Origin of the sequence: Nocardioides dokdonensis FR1436 (assembly GCF_001653335.1) — a bacterium.
Classification (GTDB): domain Bacteria; phylum Actinomycetota; class Actinomycetes; order Propionibacteriales; family Nocardioidaceae; genus Nocardioides; species Nocardioides dokdonensis.
This window is the reverse complement of sequence record NZ_CP015079.1, coordinates 387,273-402,785: the sequence shown is the minus strand read 5'-3', so window position 1 is coordinate 402,785 and position 15,513 is coordinate 387,273. Positions and strand designations below refer to the sequence as shown.

Sequence of the window (15,513 nt, the reverse complement as noted above, 5' to 3'; positions counted from 1 at the left end):
ACCGACCCCACAGGAGACGCCATGGCCATCGCCGACGTCCAGGAGTACACCCACCTCACCGACGACGAGGTCGAGCAGATCGGCCGCGAGCTCGACCGGATCCGCGCCGACGTCGAGGAGTCGCGCGGCGCCGCCGACGCGGCGTACATCAACCGGATGATCAAGGTGCAGCGCGGCCTCGCCGCCGCCGCCCGGGTCACCCTGATGACCACCTGCCACTCCCGCCGGGCGCGGCTGCCCGGTGCGATCGCCGGCGGTGCCATGCTCGGCGTGGCCAAGATCCTCGAGAACATGGAGATCGGCCACAACGTCATGCACGGGCAGTGGGACTGGATGAACGACCCGGAGATCCACTCCTCGAGCTGGGAGTGGGACACCGCCCAGCCGGCCGAGCAGTGGAAGCACTCGCACAACTACATCCACCACCAGTTCACCAACGTGCTCGGCTACGACAACGACATCGGCTACGGCGTCCTGCGCGTGGCCCGCGAGCAGCGGTGGAACCCCACCCACCTCGGACAGCCCGTCTACAACGCGCTGCTCGCCTCGCTCTTCCAGTGGGGCGTGGCGCTGCACGACCTCGACCTGGAGAAGATCCGCAAGGGCGAGAAGGACCCGCAGGAGATGAAGCGCCAGCTCAAGCAGATCTGGCGCAAGGGTCGCAACCAGGCGCTCAAGGACTACGTCGTCTACCCGGCGCTGTCGGGCCCGCGGTGGCGCACCACGATGAAGGCCAACGCGGTCGCCAACCTCAGCCGCAACCTGTGGTCGTACATGATCATCTTCTGCGGCCACTTCCCTGACGGGGCGCTGCACTTCACCGCCGAGGAGCTCGAGGACGAGACTCGGGCGGAGTGGTACCTGCGCCAGGTCCTCGGAGCCGCCAACTTCGAGGGCGGCCCGCTGCTGCACATCCTGTCGGGCAACCTCGGCTTCCAGATCGAGCACCACCTCTTCCCCGACCTGCCCAGCAACCGGTACGCCGAGATCTCGGTGAAGGTGCGGGCGCTGTGCGAGAAGTACGACCTGCCCTACACGACCGGCCCCCTCCACCGGCAGTACGGCCAGACCCTGCGCACGATCCTGAAGCTCTCGTTGCCGAACGGGTTGACCTCGCCCGACAGCCCGCCGCCGGTGGAGCGGGGTCGCAAGTCCGACGCCGAGCTGCCGGCACGGCGCTCCGAGCTCGGTGGGTGGTCGCGCGGCGCCGGGCAGGCCTCGTGATCCGCGGGCTGTCCCGCGCGGTCGACGCCCGTACGGCGCCCTTCGCCTGGGAGCCCGACGGCGACGGCCGGCCGGTCCTCGTCGGGGCCCGGGTGACCCAGTGCGCGCTGAGCCGGATCTGCGGCGCGTGCGCCGCGTCGCTGGGCCGCCCGGTGGCGTTCGTGGGCGACGCCGACGAGGTCGCCCGCAACGCCTTCCACGCCCCGGCCCTGCACGAGGACTGTGCCCGGGCGCTGGCCGCCGGCTCGCCGGACCTGCAGGTCGTGCTCACGGCCGGCTTCGAGTTCGTCCGGCCCGCGGCCGGTCAGGACGACCGGCGACCGACGTTCCAGCCCAACTCGCTGCTCTGACCGACCCGCCCCGACCCGGACCACGACCCTCAGAGCAGTCCCAGTGCCGCGTCGACGACCGCGGCCGCGTCGAGCCCGTGCAGCCGGTAGGCGTCGGCGAGGTCGGAGGACTGCCCGAACTGCTCGACGCCGAGGCAGCGGATCCGGTCGCCGCGGGCACCGGCGAGGAACGACAGCGTGTGCGGGTGCCCGTCGAGCACGGTCACCAGCGGTGCCGGCGCGCTCGCGGGCAGCAGCTCCTCGAGGATGTCGCCACCCGTGCCACCGCTGCGGCGCCCGCGCTGCTGGAACGAGCGGAACACCAGGTCGGGGCTGGTCAGGCAGACGACCCCGGCGCGCACACCCTGCGCCAGCAGGCTGTCGCGGGCGCTGACGACCTCGGGCATGATCGCTCCTACGCCGACCAGCGTGACCTGCTCCTCGGCGGGAGGGTGGTCCGCGGGCAGCCGGTAGCCGCCGGCCACCGCCTGGCGACGACGGCGCTCCACCAGTGCCGGGTCGTCGGGCAGCGCGGCCAGCTCGGGGTCGAGGGGGCGCGTGGAGAGCCGGAAGTACGACGAGGTGCCACCGGGCACGCCGACCGAGTCCATCGCGGCCAGGAAGCACCACTCGAGGTCCTGCGCGAACGCCGGCTCCCAGGCGGTGCAGCCCGGCTGCTCCAGGCCGATCGACGGGGTGGTGATCGACTGGTGCGCCCCGCCCTCGGGGGCCAGGGTCACGCCCGACGGCGTGCCCACGAGGATCGACTGGCCGCCGGAGTAGATGCCGTAGGACCACGGCTCCAGCGCACGCGAGACGAACGGGTCGTAGATCGTCGCGATCGGGATCAGCCGCTCGCCCCAGCGCGACCAGGTCGCCCCGAGCTCGCCGAGCAGCGAGACCAGGTTGACCTCGGCGATGCCGAGCTCGATGTGCTGGCCGTTGGCGCGCTCCGACCAGCGCAGCAGCCGCTCGGTGTCGTCGGCGAACCAGTCACGGCGCTCCGCCACCGACCACACCCCGGTCTTGTTGATCCAGCCGCCCAGGTTGGTCGACGAGGCGACGTCAGGGCTGCAGGTGACCACCCGGTCGGCGACTGCGGGCGCGTCGCGGTGCAGGTCGGCCAGCAGCCGGCCCAGGGCCGCCTGGGTCGAGACCGGCCGCTTGTGCGCATGACCCAGCGCGACCGGCACCGGGAGCGGGGTGGTCGGCGGCTGCGGCGTGCGACGCAGGGTCGCGGCGCGCTCGGAGCACAGCCGGTCGGCGGCGCTGCCGGACCCGAAGCGCGTCCAGGGCGCGGCCCGGTCGCCGCCGGTCCGCTCGGCCAGGGCCTCCATCTGGGCGCCGGTCAGCAGGGCCGAGTGGTTGTTGGGGTGCCCCTCGGTGGGCAGGCCGCGGCCCTTGATCGTGTACGCGAACACGACCGTGGGCCGGTCGTCGTCGACGTCGCGGAAGGTGTCGACCAGCAGGCCCAGGTCGTGCCCGCCCAGGTCGCGCACCAGCTCGGCCAGGTCGTCGGCGTCGAGGGAGTCCACGAGCCCGCGCAGCTCGGCCGACGGGGACCAGCCGTCCGAGTCGGCCAGCAGCCGCTCCGCGACCTCGCCGGTCTCGGCGCGCAGCATCCGCTGGTACTCCTCGTTGGGCATCTCCTCCAGCCGGGCGCGCAGCTCCGCACCGCCGGGCCGCTCGAAGAGCTCGCTGATGCGCCGGCCCCACTTGACCACCGCGACCTGCCACCCGGCGCCGTCGAACATGCCGGCGAGCCGGGCGATCTGCAGCTCCGGGACGACCCGGTCCAGCGACTGCCGGTTGACGTCGACCACCCACAGGATCTCGCCGAGCCGGGCCACGGCGGGGTCGGCCACGGCCTCCCAGATGGCGCCCTCGTCGAGCTCGGCGTCACCCAGCAGGCTGATGAAGCGCCCGGCCGGCGGTGCGTCGGGGAAGCGGGAGGAGACGTAGCGGTGCGACATCGCCGCCCAGATCGCCGCCGTCGCTCCGATGCCGACCGAGCCGGTGGAGAAGTCGACGGTGTCGGGGTCCTTGAGCCGCGAGGGGTAGGACTGCAGACCGCCCTTGGCCCGCAGGGTCGGCAGGTAGGCCTCGTCGAGGTCGCCGAGCAGGTAGTTCAGCGCGTGCAGCACCGGGGACGCGTGCGGCTTGACCGAGACCCGGTCCTCGCTGGTCAGCTCGGCGAACCACAGCGCCACCATGATGTCGACCATCGAGGCCGACGACGCCTGGTGCCCGCCGACCTTCACACCGCTGTCGTTGGGACGCCCGGCGTTGGCGGCGTCGACGATCGACGTCGCCAGCCACAGCACGCGTCGCGAGACCTCGCGCAGGAGGGCCGGGTCGGGGGTGGTCGTCACGCGTCTCCTCGAGGATCGGGCGGGTCGGTCCGGCTCAGACGCCGACGGGGCGACGCGAGGCGTCGCCGGTGGCTCCGTACTGTGCCAGCCCGGCAGCCAGGTCGTCGATGAGGTCGAGCGGGTCCTCCAGCCCCACCGACAGCCGTACGACGCCCGCGTCGGGTCGCGCGTGCGCCGCGACCGGGCGGTGGGTCAGGGCCGCGGGGTGCTGGATCAGCGAGTCGACGCCGCCCAGGGAGACCGCGTGGGTGAACAGGTCGACCGACGAGGTGAGCCGCGCGGCCGCGGCGTAGCCGTCGCGCAGGGTGATCGCGATCATCGCCCCGGTGCCGCGCATCTGGGTGCCGATCAGCCCGCGCGGGTCGCCGTGCAGACCGGGGTAGTGCACGTGGGCGACCTCGTCCTGCTCCTGCAGCCAGGCGACGAGCTGGCGGGCTCCTTCCTGCTGGGCGCGCACCCGCAGCGGCAGCGTGGCCAGTCCGCGGTGCAGGAGGTAGGCGCCGAGCGGGTGCAGGATGCCGCCGGTGACGGCGCGGACCTGGCGCAGCGCGGAGGCGGTCTCCTCGGAGCAGGCGATGACGCCGCCCACGACGTCGCCGTGCCCGCCGAGGTACTTGGTCGCGCTGTGCAGGGCCATCGCGGCGCCCAGGTCGAGCGGGTTCTGCAGCACCGGGGTGGCGAAGGTGTTGTCGACGAGCACCGGCACGTCGCCGGCCGCCTCGACCGCGGCCCGGATGTCGAGCAGCTCCAGGGTCGGGTTGGCGGGTGTCTCGACGAGCACCAGGGCGGTGTCGGGGCGCACCGTCGCCGCGATCTCGTCCTCGGTGCACCAGCTCACCTCGGTGCCCAGCAGGCCGGTGGAGAGCAGGTGGTCGGTGCCGCCGTACATCGGGCGGACCGCGACCACGTGGCGCTTGCCGGTGCTCATCGTGCGCGAGAGCACCGCGGCGGTCATCGCGGCCATGCCGGAGGCGAACGCGACGGCGCTCTCGGCGTGCTCGAGGGTGGCCAGCGCGGTCTCGAAGCGCGCCACGGTGGGGTTCCACAGGCGGGCGTAGACGTGGCCGCCCTCGGTGGGGTGCCCGCCGGTGGCCATCGACTCGTAGGAGTCGCCTCCGGTCTCGAGATCGGGCAGCGGGTTGGTCGAGGAGAGGTCGAGGGGCAGCGCGTGCACGCCGAGGCCGGTGAGGTCCTCGCGGCCGCTGTGGACGGCGACGGAGTCAGGACGAAGTGTGGGGCGCATGCCTCGATCGTCGTCCAGATCGCCACCCGACGTCGATCCTGGTGCCGAAGACGTAGGCTCAAGGCACATTGCTTGCAGGACGAGCAACCACAGGCCCACGTGAGGAGACCGGGTTGTCCGGATCACAGTCGCCCCCCACGCCCCGATCGTCACGGTCCCCGGCGGCCGTGGCGCTCGACCAGCTCGACCTGGACATCCTGCGGGCCCTCGGGGCCGACGGCCGGCTCACCAACAAGGCCCTCGCCGCCCGACTCGGGGTCGCCGAGTCCACCTGTGCCTACCGGGTCCGTGCGCTGCGCGAGCGGGGCGTCATCGTCGGCACCAGCGTCCAGGTGCAGGTCGCCGCGCTCGGCTTCCCGTTGCAGGCGGTCATCAAGGTCCGGCTCGGCAGCCACGACGCGCAGCACGTGACCACGCTCTACGACTCGCTCGTCCAGGTGCCCGGTGTGCTCCAGGCGCTGCACGTCGCGGGGGAGGACGACTTCCACCTGCTCGTGGCCGTGGCCGACCCGGAGGCGTTGCGCGACCTGGTCCTGGAGCACATCACCGTGCACCCCGTCGTGCGCTCCACCGAGACCCAGCTGGTCTTCGAGCGGCGCAAGGGCCGCGGTGTCCTGTGACTGCGTGTGTCCCTGTTGCACCGACGGTCGTGTCGTCACCGTGGCGGGCATGTCGTACCCAAGTGGCCTGACCGAGGACCTGCTGAGCGTGGTGGACGCGATGCTGTACATCTGCGTCTGCCGACGAGGCCCTCGAGCGCCTGCGCAACCTTGCTGACCGCGCCGAGGTCGGGCTAGGGCTGCCGGCCCTGCCGGTGTGGCAGAACTTCGCGCTCCGCCTCGGGGCCCGCCGACGCGTGGACGCCGGGGACACAGCCAATAAGGGGGGCGCCTTCAGATTTGTTCACCCGGGTGAACAAACGAGGAGGGCGCGGGCGTGCGGGACCGTCCGGGTCAGTCCGCCGACGACGTACGGCCGGCCAGCCAGTCGTGCAGCTCCGGCCCGTCGTCGACCACCCGCTCCATCTCCTCGCCGCCGTCGCAGGTCAGGAGGGAGACGCTCGTGTGCTCCGGCGAGCTGGTGAGCACCTGCCAGTAGCCCCCGCGCAGCACCCACTCCTCGAGGATGCGCACCGCTGGTGCCGGACCGGGTGTCATGAGCGGGCCGCCCTCAGAAGCCCGTGCTGCAGTACGGCGCGGGCCCGGCGTGGTCGGCCATCGCGGCGAGGGTCGTGACGTCCGGCCCGTGGAGCCGTCCCGCCGCCGCGGCCGTGAGCACGCTTCGGTCGCCCAGGTAGAGGGCGGCCAGCACGTCGGCGGGCAGCCGCACGCTGGGCTCGTCGTCGGTGCGCGCGACCCGGGCCGTCCCCTTCTCGGTGGTGACCCGCCAGCGGCCGGCGGTGTGTCCCAGCGCGTCGTCGACCTCGAGCACCACCGAGGCGTCCTCGCGCCACGGCCGCGCCTCCAGGGCCCGCGGCAGGTCCAGGATGCGCAGCCACAGGAAGTCACGGACCTCGACGCTGGTCACCCCCCTGGGATCGACCACGGCCAGGTCGAGCAGGTCGTCGGGGGCGGTGCGGGCCCGGACCTCGGTGACGAGGTCGACGTCGGCGACGTGGCGCCACAGCCGCAGGTGGGCCGTGTGGGTCGTGGCGACCAGGTCGGCCACCTCGAGCCGCGCCTGGTCGTCCTTCCAGGCGGTGCGGTAGGCGACGTAGCCGTCGGGCTGGCCGGTGACGTCGAGGTGCACCACCACCGTCAGCTTCCGGTCGGGACCCCCGGACTCCCAGTCGAACCTGCCGGAGAGGAACTGCTCGTAGAACGCCGGTCGGGCGATCTCTCCACGGGAGGTCGCGAGCCGCTCGGCGTGGACCTGCGCCATCGCCGGCCAGGCCTCGGCCGGCAGCGCCAGCTCCAGGGTGCCGTCGTCCTCGAGGTGGTGCAGCGCGAAGCGCCCCGGGCGCACGTCGACGTGCACCTTCCGGTAGCGCGTCGCCGGCCCGAACCCGTACCGCCCGTAGATGGAGCCCTCCGAGACGGTGAGCGCCGCGAGCGGGACGCCGGCGCGGACGGCCTCGTCGAGGTCCTCGGTCATCAGGCGGGTGAGCAGCCCACGACGTCGATGGGTGGGAGCCACGGTGACGTCGGTGATCATCCGCACCGGGAGGAGGTCGGGGCCGCCCACGTTGAGCTGCTGGTCCCAGCTGGTGAACGTCGCCACGGGCCTGGGCGTGCCCCCGATCGCCGAGCGTCGGGGCAGGACCGCGCGCAGCGTCACGTCGTCGACCCGGCTGTGCTCGATCCAGTGCTTGTTCTTCTCCTCGTCCAGCCGGCCCTCGTGGAACGCCTGGCTCCAGGTGTCCGCGTAGGCGTGCAGCCGGGCGACGGAGTCCTCGTCGGTCGCATGCACGTCGAGGAGGTCGAAGGTCAGGTCGTCGTAGCCGCTCACGTGGGCCACCGTAGGACGCCGAGGTGCACGGGTGCCAGGCAGTATCTGCCCGCTGCAGGTCGAGCAGGGACCAGCGCCAGCGAGGAGCGTCGCCCTAGGCTGGGCGCCATGGCGAAGGCGAGCGCGGCCGAGGTGCAGGCCGGTGGGCGGGCGGTGCGGGTCTCCAGCCCCGACCGGGTGATCTACGAGGCGACGGAGCGCACCCCCGAGGTGACCAAGCTGATGGTCGCCGAGTACGTCGCCTCGGTCGACGTCGGCCTGATGCGCGCGCTGCGCGACCGGCCCACGGCTCTCGAGCGCTGGCCCGCGGGGGTGCGCGAGGGCATGCACCTGGCCACCGGCCCGCAGGACAGCAAGGCCGAGGCGTTCTACCAGAAGCGGGTGCCCCGGGGCGCGCCCGACTACCTCGAGACCGCGACCGTCACCTTCCCCTCGGGTCGCACCGCCGACGAGATCTGCCCGACGGAGATCGCGGTCCCGGTCTGGTGCGCCCACATGGGCACGCTCACCTTCCACCCGTGGCCGGTCCGGCGCGGCGACGTGGACCACCCCGACGAGCTGCGCATCGACCTCGACCCGCAGCCGGGCACCACGTTCACCGACGCCGCCCGGGTCGCGGGTGTGGCCCGTGAGCTGTTCGCCGAGCTCGGCATCACGGCGTACGCCAAGACCTCGGGCAACCGCGGGGTGCACGTCTACGTGCGGATCGAGCCGCGCTGGGAGTTCACCGACGTCCGGCACGCGGCGATCGGGTTCGGCCGGGCGCTGGAGCGCCGGGACGACCAGGTCACGACGGCGTGGTGGAAGGAGGAGCGCGGGGAGCGGATCTTCGTCGACTACAACCAGAACTGCCGGGACCGCACCATCGCCTCGGCGTACTCGTTGCGGCCGCTGCCCGGTGCCCCGGTCTCGACCCCGCTGACGTGGGCCGAGGTCGCCGAGCTGCGCGACCCGCGCGAGCACCACCTCTTCTCGGTGCCCGACCGGCTCGCCGACGGCGACCCGTGGGCCGGCATCGACGACGAGGCGTTCTCGATCCAGCCGCTGCTCGACCTGTACGAGGAGCTGCCCGGGGGAGAGATGCCCTACCCGCCCGACCACCCGAAGATGCCTGGCGAGCCGCCACGGGTGCAGCCCTCGAAGAAGGTCGCCGAGCACTGGGACGCCGACGGCAACCGGGTGCAGGACGACTGAGTCCTGGGACGAGAAGGGCCCGCCCGGTGCAGCCTCGGCTGCTCCGGACGGGCTCCCGTCTCTGCGTCCGAGAGATCCCCCCGGATCTTCGGACGCGGTGGTCGCGCCGGGGTGAGTCCGCGTTCCCCCCAGAACCGCGGCATTCCCCCCGGTGCGACCGGGGAGGTCGCCCCCCGGCGACCTCGTGAGCACCACTGTACGAGCGGAGACAGACAGATGGGTCCACACGAGGTCCACAATCGGTCCAGCGTTCGGTAACAAGCGCGCTCCCGTAGGCTCCGGGCCGTGGACACGGCGGTGCAGGGAGAAGACGGGGCGGGCACGAGGCGTCAGCTGGTCCTGGTGACCGGCTCGGGACGCAGCGGGACCAGCTCGCTGGCAGGCTCGCTGCAGCGGCTCGGCTGGCACGTCCCGCTCCCGCTGCTCGAGGCCACGGAGATCAACCCCCGCGGCTTCTACGAGAGCCAGTGGGTCGTCGAGCTGCACGAGCGCCTGCTGGGCTCGGTCCCGGTCCGGACCAACGACGCCCGGCCGGAGGCGGCCGCCGCGGCCGCAGCGGCCGCAGCCGACCCCGCCGTGCTGGCCGAGCTGGTGGCCTGGCTCGAGGAGCAGGGCGCGGCGGAGCGGCTGCTGGTCAAGGACCCCCGGATCTTCTGGGTGCCCCGGCTGTGGCGTGACGCGGCGGCCGCCACCGGCCACGACCTGGTCTTCCTGGTCACCCTGCGCCACCCGACGGTGGTCGCCCGGTCACGCGACACCGCGTTCCTCTCCGACGAGAGCGACGAGGTCCGCCTGCGCCGCTCCTCGGCGAACGTCGCCGGGTGGGTCAACAACACCCTGGAGTCCGTGGCCGCGACCCAGGGCGTACGACGCGCCTGGGTCCGCTACGACGACCTGCTCGCCGACTGGCGTTCCTGCCTGGCCCGCGTGGGCGCCCAGACCGGCCTCGACCTGCCCGCCACGGTGCACGACCGGTCGGCGCACGAGGTCGATGACTTCCTGACCCCCGATCTCAACCGGTCCCGCGTCTCCTGGGGCGACGTCGAGGTCCTCGACGAGCTGAGGGTGCTCGCCGAGCGACTGTGGAGCGCGGTGACCGGGCTGGTCGACGACCCGGAGGACGCGGCGAGCCTCGCGGAGGTGGCGGCCTGCCGCGCCGACTACGCCCGGCTGCACAGCCTGGCCGCCGGGCTGGCGTTCCACGAGACCGAGGCCACCGTGATCACGGCCCGACGTCGCGTCCAGCGTCGCCTCACCCGCCGGCACCGCGCCGAGCTGCGAGAGCTGCGCGCTCAGCTCGACTGAGGCACCTGCGCCGGGAGCTCCCAGGGCGCCCGGACCGGGTAGTAGGACTCGCACCAGGTGCCGAGCACCTCCTCGAGCTGGCCGGCGCGCAGCGCGTGGTCGTGGTCGTCGGCCAGGCAGACGAAGTCGGTGTCGCGGGACTCGAGCAGCTGCTGCAGCTGCCGAGGCAGGTCGCTCCCGCCGAGGTTCACGAAGGCCAGCGAACCCGTACCCACGAAGGACGTCCCCGTCAGCATCCCGTAGTGCTGGGCCAGGGAGCTGAGCAGCGAGACGTCCTGCGCGGACCGGAACGGCGACCGCGCGGTCCGCTCGACCTCGGTCGCGAAGCGCTCCGCGACCTCGGCGAGCACCGAACGGCGGTGCGGGTGCGGTGAGTGCGCCATCGTGTGGGTGATGTGGACGCCGAAGGCGGCGTGCAGCAGCGCCCGGTTGTTCCAGGCCGCCGCGAGGAACGGCGGCACGTCGCCGGTGCCGCTGGGGCCGATCGGGACCGTGGAGAAGAACGACGCGAACTGGCCGCCGGGGCCGAAGAAGGTCTCCGGGCCGACCGGTCGCCCGAGCAGCACGTCGTCGTTGAGGTAGACGAACTGCTCGCTGAGGTCGGGCACCCGGTGCAGCCCGGTCTCGATCGCGTGCGAGTTGAACGTGGGCAGCGCGTCCGCGGGCAGGATGTCGCGGTGGTCGACCAGCTGCACGCGGGGGTGCGAGGTGTCGAGCCACGCGGGCGCCTGTCCGGCGGTGACGAGGTGGATGCGGCGTACCCAGGGCGCGAAGAGGTGCAGCGAGCGCATCGAGTAGCGCAGCTCGTCGTGGGAGGTGAACCGGGCGCGGCCGCCGGCCTCGCGCCGCAGCGCACCGCCGTCGGCCTCGTCGAGCCGTCGCTGGCGCGCCTCGTCCCACTGCGGGTCGGCGCCGTCGACCCAGGTGTAGACCACGTCCACGGGTCCGCGGACCTCGGTCGTCGTGGGGGTCGTCATCATCGGGAAGGTGCGCACCGGGACCCCGTCGACCTCGGTGTCGCGCGGGCCGTCGCGCACCTCGGTCCGCGAGAACCGGGAGGCGTAGAGGTTGGGGCGCGGCGCCACCAGGTCGTCGTCGGGCGACTCGGGCCAGAACTGGACCTCGACGGCGCACCCGGTGGACAGGTGGGTGGCCCGGCCGTCCGCGGTCGGCCAGGGGCCCAGGACCAGTCGCGAGGTGCGGCCGTGCCGCAGGCGGGCGGCCAGCTCGGGCACGGTGCCGAACCGGTCGGGCCAGCCCTGGTCGCCGGGATCGAGCAGGCACAGGTAGTCGGGCAGCACCGCGGCGCCCAGCGCGGTCAGGAACGCGTCGCGCTCGTGCATCGGCACCACGACCACGGGGGCGGGGTCACCGTGGCGGGGCAGCACGAACCAGGTGTCCGTGACCGCCCGGGCGCAGGCCGCCGCACCCTCGAGCGCGGTGCGGCGTGCTTCGTCGGGCGTGACCGACGAGATGTCGCTGGAGACGGCCGGCGCAGGCGGCGCGGCCGCCTGCTCGTCGGGTGCGGCGCTCGCCCGGTCGCGCAGGTCGAGCCGGCTGCGGCCGCCGCGCCGGTCGACGACCCGCTGCAGCAGCTCCTCCCAGCGCGCGGCCACGGCGGCGGGTCGCCACTGGGTCGCCGTCGCTGCGGCCGCGGCGCCCAGGCGGCGGCGGGTGGTGTCGTCCTCGCCGAGGGCGACCAGTGCCGAGGCCAGCCCGGCCACCGTGTCCGGGGTGGTCAGCAGGCCGTCGACGCCGTGGTCGACCCAGTGCCGTGCGCCGTCGGGGGCGTCGAAGGCGATCGGGGGCACCCCGGCCGCCATCGCCTGCTGCAGCGCCGAGGGTGCCTCGGGGCCGCTCCATCGCGAGGTGAAGGCGGCGATCGAGGCCTGGGCCCACGCGGTGCGCATGTCGGGCACGGTGCCGGGCAGCTCCACCCGGTCGTAGAGACCCTCGCGGCGTGCCTGGCGCAGCAGCTGCCAGCGCAACCGGCCCTCGCCGTACACCCGCAGGCGCCAGCCGGGCAGCCGGTCGGCCGCGTCCGCGAAGGCGTGGACCAGCTTCTGGACCTGCCCCTCCGGGGTGAGCCGGGTCGAGGTCACCACCAGGCGCCCGTCGCCCAGCGACCGCGGCGCGTGGCCTGCGGGCAGGGCGAGCGCGATGTCCACGACCTCCGCCCCGAGGGGGGCGGGTGCACGCTGCTCGCGCATCCAGGCGGCCATGCTGGGGGTCAGCACCACGACCGCGTCGGCCTGGTCGGCGCTGTCGATGAGGGGGCCGGCGGAGGGGCCGCGGCTCGACGACGTCCCGCCCTCGTGGTGGACCAGGGCGGTGCCGGGCGGCAGCAGCCGGGCCGCGGCGGCCTGGAGCGGCGCCGACGTCGTGACCACCACGTCGGCGCGCTCGGCACGCAGCGCACGCTCGAGGGCGGCGTCGGAGTCGGCGCCGTGGCCGGGGACCCCGGGGCTCAGCGCCGAGCCGGTCGGTGCAGGGTCGTCGGCGGTGCGGGCGAGCAGGGTGAGCAGCTCCACGCCGGAGGGCACGGCCACCGCGGGTCCGGTGGGGTCCGGCGACAGCAGGGACAGCACCCGGACGTCGTGGCGCTGCGCCAGCACCCCGGCGACGGCCAGGCCCGAGGCCTCGAGCCCGCCGGGCAGGCCGGCGTCGTCGAGCAGCCAGGTGATCCTCATCCGGTGGTCCCTGTCGTCAGGCGGGCACCGAGCTCGGCGAGCGGACCGACCCAGCGCAGGCGCAGCACCCGGTCGTCCCCGTCCGAGAGCTCCGGCAGCAGGGTGTCCTTGCCGGGTGCGGCCAGGCCGTTGCGGTCGCGTCGCACGACCAGCCGGCGGTCTCCGGCGGTGGCGACCAGGGTGAGTGGCTGCGGCTCGAGCGGGGCGAGCGCGTCGAGGGCGAGGACGGTGACCTCCGCCTGCCAGGTCCCCGCGGGGGTGGGCGTCGCCGGGATCCTCGCCACGGTCTCGCCGTCGCGGTCCAGCAGGTGCAGGGAGTCGAGCGGAGGGGTGTCGGCGCCGCCGGCCATCTCGAGGACCACGGCGCCGGGGTCGGTGGGGGTGCCGGTGCGGACGTCCACCACACGGACACCCGGTGCCAGGGGGCGTCGGCGCAGGCGCAGGCCGCCGGCGTCGGTGCGCTGTAGCGAGAGCACGGTGTCGCCGCGGGGACCGGCCGGCACCGTGAGCCGGCCGGAGCCGTCGGCGACGGGCACCCACACCGGCAGGAGGTGTCCCTCCGGGGTCTGCACGACCAGGTCCCAGGCCTCGTCACGGGCCGGGAGGTCGGCCGGGCCCACGACCGAGTCCACGGCGACGGTGACGGCGACGGCGTGCTCGGCTCCGGCCAGGGCGCCTCCGGTCTCGTCGGTATCCAGCCGGTCGGCGGGCAGGGTCACGACCTGGTCCGGGTCGTGGGTCGAGCGCAGGGCCGGACGTTGGTCGGGTGCGGAGAGGGCGATGCTCGCCCAGAGCGTGGCACCGTCGAAGACGCCGGCGCCGTCGACAGCCAGTGCGCCGTCCGGCGGCTGCCGGCTCGCGGGTCCCGGCTCCTCCTGGGGGGCCGGGTCGGGAGCCGGTCCGGCCGGACGGGACGGTGTCGCAGCGGACCGGAGCCGGCCCAGCTTGTTCCTCACCGGGCCGTCACAACCCGGTGACGCCCTCGCCGCCGCCGGCCTGCTCGTCGAAGGTCTCGTGCTCCAGCAGGTGCAGCACCGGCACGCCGAGCTTGCGGCGGGCCTGGGAGGTCCAGTCGAGGTGGAAGAACTCCGCCACCACGTGGGGGCGGGTCAGGACGATCGCCTCGCGTCCGTCGACGGCGGCGACCTCGGCGCTGAGCGCGTCGACGGGGGGCTCGGTGATGATCCGGCCGGTGGCCTCGGCCCCGGCGTGGCGCAGGTGCTCCAAGGTGGAGTGCAGCTCGGCCTCCGAGCGCTCGCGGCAGTCCTGCCGCACGGCCTCGAGGTCGATCTCCGACATCGTCATGGCCGGGGAGGCCAGCATCTCGCCGCCGGAGAGCGAACCCATCGCCGCCTCGACCCGGGCCGCGGCGTCCTCGAGGGGCAGGAGCACGTGGTAGCGCACCCGCTCGCCCTCGTCGGACAGCTCGGTGTGCAGGGAGCGCACCTGCGCGGCATCCGCGGGGGAGAGCGCCTGCTCGATCAGGAGTACGACGTCATAGTCAGCCACGCTGTCCATCCTAGTCCGACCCCGCCTAGTCCGATCCCGCCTAGTCCGACCCCAGCACCTGACCGAGGTCGTAGCCCACCACGTCGTCGAGCTGGTCGTACCCACAGCTCGCCGGGTCGCGGTCCTCGCGCCAACGCTTGAAGTGCGCGGTGTGCCGGAAACGGCGTCCCTCCATGTGGTCGTACTTGACCTCGAGCACGCGCTCGGGGCGCAGCGGCACGAAGGAGAGGTCCTTGCCGGCGCTCCAGCGGCTCTGGGTGCCGGGCACCCGGTCGGGGTTGGCGATGGCGCCCTCGTGCCAGCGCGCCCACGGGTGCTCGTCGATGGCGCAGGCGAGCGGCTCGAGCTCGGTCCACAGCTCGGCGCGGCGCGTCTCGGTGAAGCTGGCGCTGACCCCGATGTGCTGCAGCACCGGGCCGTCCTCGCCGTCGGTCCACAGGCCGAGCAGCATGCTGCCCAGCAGCGGTCGCTCGGCGGTGGAGGTCTTGTGCTCCCGCATCCCTGCCAGCACCACGTCGGCGGTGCGCTCGTGCTTGATCTTCAGCATGGTCCGGGCGTTCTCGACGTACGCCGCCCCGAGCGGCTTGGCCACGACGCCGTCGAGCCCGGCGCCCTCGAACTCGTCGAGCCACTGCTCGGCCACGGCCGGGTCGGTGGTGGTGCGGGTCAGGTGGCAGGGGCCGTCGCCGCCGGAGAGGTGGGCCAGCGCCGCTTCGAGTGCGGCGCGGCGCTCCGCGAAGGGCCGGTCGACGTACGACTCGTCACCGAGGGCCAGCAGGTCGAAGGCCACGAACCCGGCAGGCGTCTTCTGCGAGAGCATCTCGACCCGCGAGGCGGCCGGGTGGATCCGCTCCTGGAGCACCTCGAACTCCAGGCGCTGGCCGCCGTCGGGCGTGGGCAGCGCGACGAAGACCTCCCCGTCGAGCACGCAGCGCTCGGGCAGCTGCTCGAGGGCGGCGACGACGAGCTCGGGGAAGTAGCGGGTCAGCGGCTTGGTGTTGCGGCTGGTCAGCTCCACCTCGTCACCGTCACGGAAGACCAGGCAGCGGAACCCGTCCCACTTCGGCTCGAAGGACAGCCCGCCGTGCTTCGCCGGGTCGGGCACGGTCTTGACGGCCTTGGCCAGCATCGGGCGCACCGGCGGCATCACGGGCAGGTCCATGCGCCGACCCTAGTGGCAGTGCCGGCGTCATAGGCTC

The 15,513-nt window shown here is 73.8% G+C and carries 13 protein-coding genes; 5 read left to right on the top strand and 8 right to left on the bottom strand.

The genetic code is table 11. The annotated features are described in order from the left end of the window. Positions 1–21: 21 nt before the first annotated feature. Both I601_RS01865 and I601_RS01860 read left to right on the top strand, forming a co-directional pair. Positions 22–1,224 carry a fatty acid desaturase family protein gene (locus I601_RS01865; RefSeq protein ID WP_068105696.1) on the top strand — a complete coding sequence of 401 codons (1,203 nt, stop codon included), beginning with the start codon at positions 22–24 and terminating at the stop codon, positions 1,222–1,224. After that, positions 1,221–1,574, top strand: coding sequence for a hypothetical protein (locus tag I601_RS01860; protein WP_157519834.1), 354 nt, complete (start codon positions 1,221–1,223; stop codon positions 1,572–1,574). The genes I601_RS01865 and I601_RS01860 overlap by 4 nt, the downstream gene beginning before the upstream one ends. Positions 1,575–1,603: 29 nt before the next feature. On the opposite strand, the gene I601_RS01855 is transcribed toward I601_RS01860, so the two are convergent. Continuing rightward, positions 1,604–3,925 (bottom strand): transketolase-like TK C-terminal-containing protein, encoded by a 2,322-nt coding sequence (locus I601_RS01855; protein WP_068105687.1) that lies wholly within the window; start codon positions 3,923–3,925, stop codon positions 1,604–1,606. A 34-nt stretch (positions 3,926–3,959) separates the two neighbouring features. Then, positions 3,960–5,168, bottom strand: coding sequence for a trans-sulfuration enzyme family protein (locus I601_RS01850; RefSeq protein ID WP_068105683.1), 1,209 nt, complete (start codon positions 5,166–5,168; stop codon positions 3,960–3,962). A 167-nt stretch (positions 5,169–5,335) separates the two neighbouring features. Here I601_RS01850 and I601_RS01845 point away from each other — a divergent pair, with 167 nt between their 5' ends. Beyond that, entirely contained in the window at positions 5,336–5,788 is a 453-nt protein-coding gene (locus I601_RS01845) for an Lrp/AsnC family transcriptional regulator (RefSeq protein WP_179948552.1), read from the top strand. A 333-nt stretch (positions 5,789–6,121) separates the two neighbouring features. On the opposite strand, the gene I601_RS01840 is transcribed toward I601_RS01845, so the two are convergent. Next, on the bottom strand, positions 6,122–6,325 hold the full coding sequence (locus tag I601_RS01840) for a hypothetical protein (protein ID WP_068105680.1): 204 nt from the start codon (positions 6,323–6,325) through the stop codon (positions 6,122–6,124). 13 nt (positions 6,326–6,338) lie between these two features. Further along, positions 6,339–7,616 (bottom strand): GNAT family N-acetyltransferase, encoded by a 1,278-nt coding sequence (locus I601_RS01835; protein ID WP_068105674.1) that lies wholly within the window; start codon positions 7,614–7,616, stop codon positions 6,339–6,341. 108 nt (positions 7,617–7,724) lie between these two features. Here I601_RS01835 and I601_RS01830 point away from each other — a divergent pair, with 108 nt between their 5' ends. Together I601_RS01830 and I601_RS01825 are read left to right on the top strand one after the other, a co-directional pair. After that, positions 7,725–8,810 (top strand): DNA polymerase domain-containing protein, encoded by a 1,086-nt coding sequence (locus I601_RS01830; protein WP_068105671.1) that lies wholly within the window; start codon positions 7,725–7,727, stop codon positions 8,808–8,810. Between the two features lie 285 nt (positions 8,811–9,095). Then, positions 9,096–10,115 carry a sulfotransferase family protein gene (locus I601_RS01825; RefSeq protein WP_157519832.1) on the top strand — a complete coding sequence of 340 codons (1,020 nt, stop codon included), beginning with the start codon at positions 9,096–9,098 and terminating at the stop codon, positions 10,113–10,115. Here I601_RS01825 and I601_RS01820 read toward each other — a convergent pair. The 4 genes from I601_RS01820 to I601_RS01805 are packed head-to-tail and all read right to left on the bottom strand — an operon-like array spanning position 10,103 to position 15,476. Then, positions 10,103–12,805, bottom strand: a complete 2,703-nt coding sequence (locus I601_RS01820; protein ID WP_068105665.1) for a stealth conserved region 3 domain-containing protein — start codon at positions 12,803–12,805, stop codon at positions 10,103–10,105. The two genes, I601_RS01825 and I601_RS01820, sit on opposite strands and share 13 nt — an antisense overlap. Further along, positions 12,802–13,761: a hypothetical protein gene (locus I601_RS21040; protein ID WP_068105662.1), complete on the bottom strand. Its 960-nt coding sequence runs from the start codon at positions 13,759–13,761 to the stop codon at positions 12,802–12,804. Before I601_RS21040 ends, I601_RS01820 begins: the two co-directional genes overlap by 4 nt. A 7-nt stretch (positions 13,762–13,768) precedes the next feature. After that, positions 13,769–14,323 carry a hypothetical protein gene (locus I601_RS01810; protein WP_068105658.1) on the bottom strand — a complete coding sequence of 185 codons (555 nt, stop codon included), beginning with the start codon at positions 14,321–14,323 and terminating at the stop codon, positions 13,769–13,771. A gap of 31 nt (positions 14,324–14,354) precedes the next feature. Further along, positions 14,355–15,476: an ATP-dependent DNA ligase gene (locus tag I601_RS01805; protein WP_068105655.1), complete on the bottom strand. Its 1,122-nt coding sequence runs from the start codon at positions 15,474–15,476 to the stop codon at positions 14,355–14,357. Positions 15,477–15,513: the final 37 nt, after the last annotated feature.

What these genes read in the sequence shown, in the direction of transcription:
- I601_RS01865 (WP_068105696.1), top strand. Translation starts at nt 22, where the DNA reads ATGGCCATCGCCGACGTCCAGGAGTACACCCACCTCACCGACGACGAG.
- I601_RS01850 (WP_068105683.1), bottom strand. Translation starts at nt 5,168, where the DNA reads ATGCGCCCCACACTTCGTCCTGACTCCGTCGCCGTCCACAGCGGCCGC.
- I601_RS01840 (WP_068105680.1), bottom strand. Translation starts at nt 6,325, where the DNA reads ATGACACCCGGTCCGGCACCAGCGGTGCGCATCCTCGAGGAGTGGGTG.
- I601_RS01830 (WP_068105671.1), top strand. Translation starts at nt 7,725, where the DNA reads ATGGCGAAGGCGAGCGCGGCCGAGGTGCAGGCCGGTGGGCGGGCGGTG.
- I601_RS01820 (WP_068105665.1), bottom strand. Translation starts at nt 12,805, where the DNA reads ATGAGGATCACCTGGCTGCTCGACGACGCCGGCCTGCCCGGCGGGCTC.
- I601_RS01810 (WP_068105658.1), bottom strand. Translation starts at nt 14,323, where the DNA reads ATGGACAGCGTGGCTGACTATGACGTCGTACTCCTGATCGAGCAGGCG.
- I601_RS01805 (WP_068105655.1), bottom strand. Translation starts at nt 15,476, where the DNA reads ATGGACCTGCCCGTGATGCCGCCGGTGCGCCCGATGCTGGCCAAGGCC.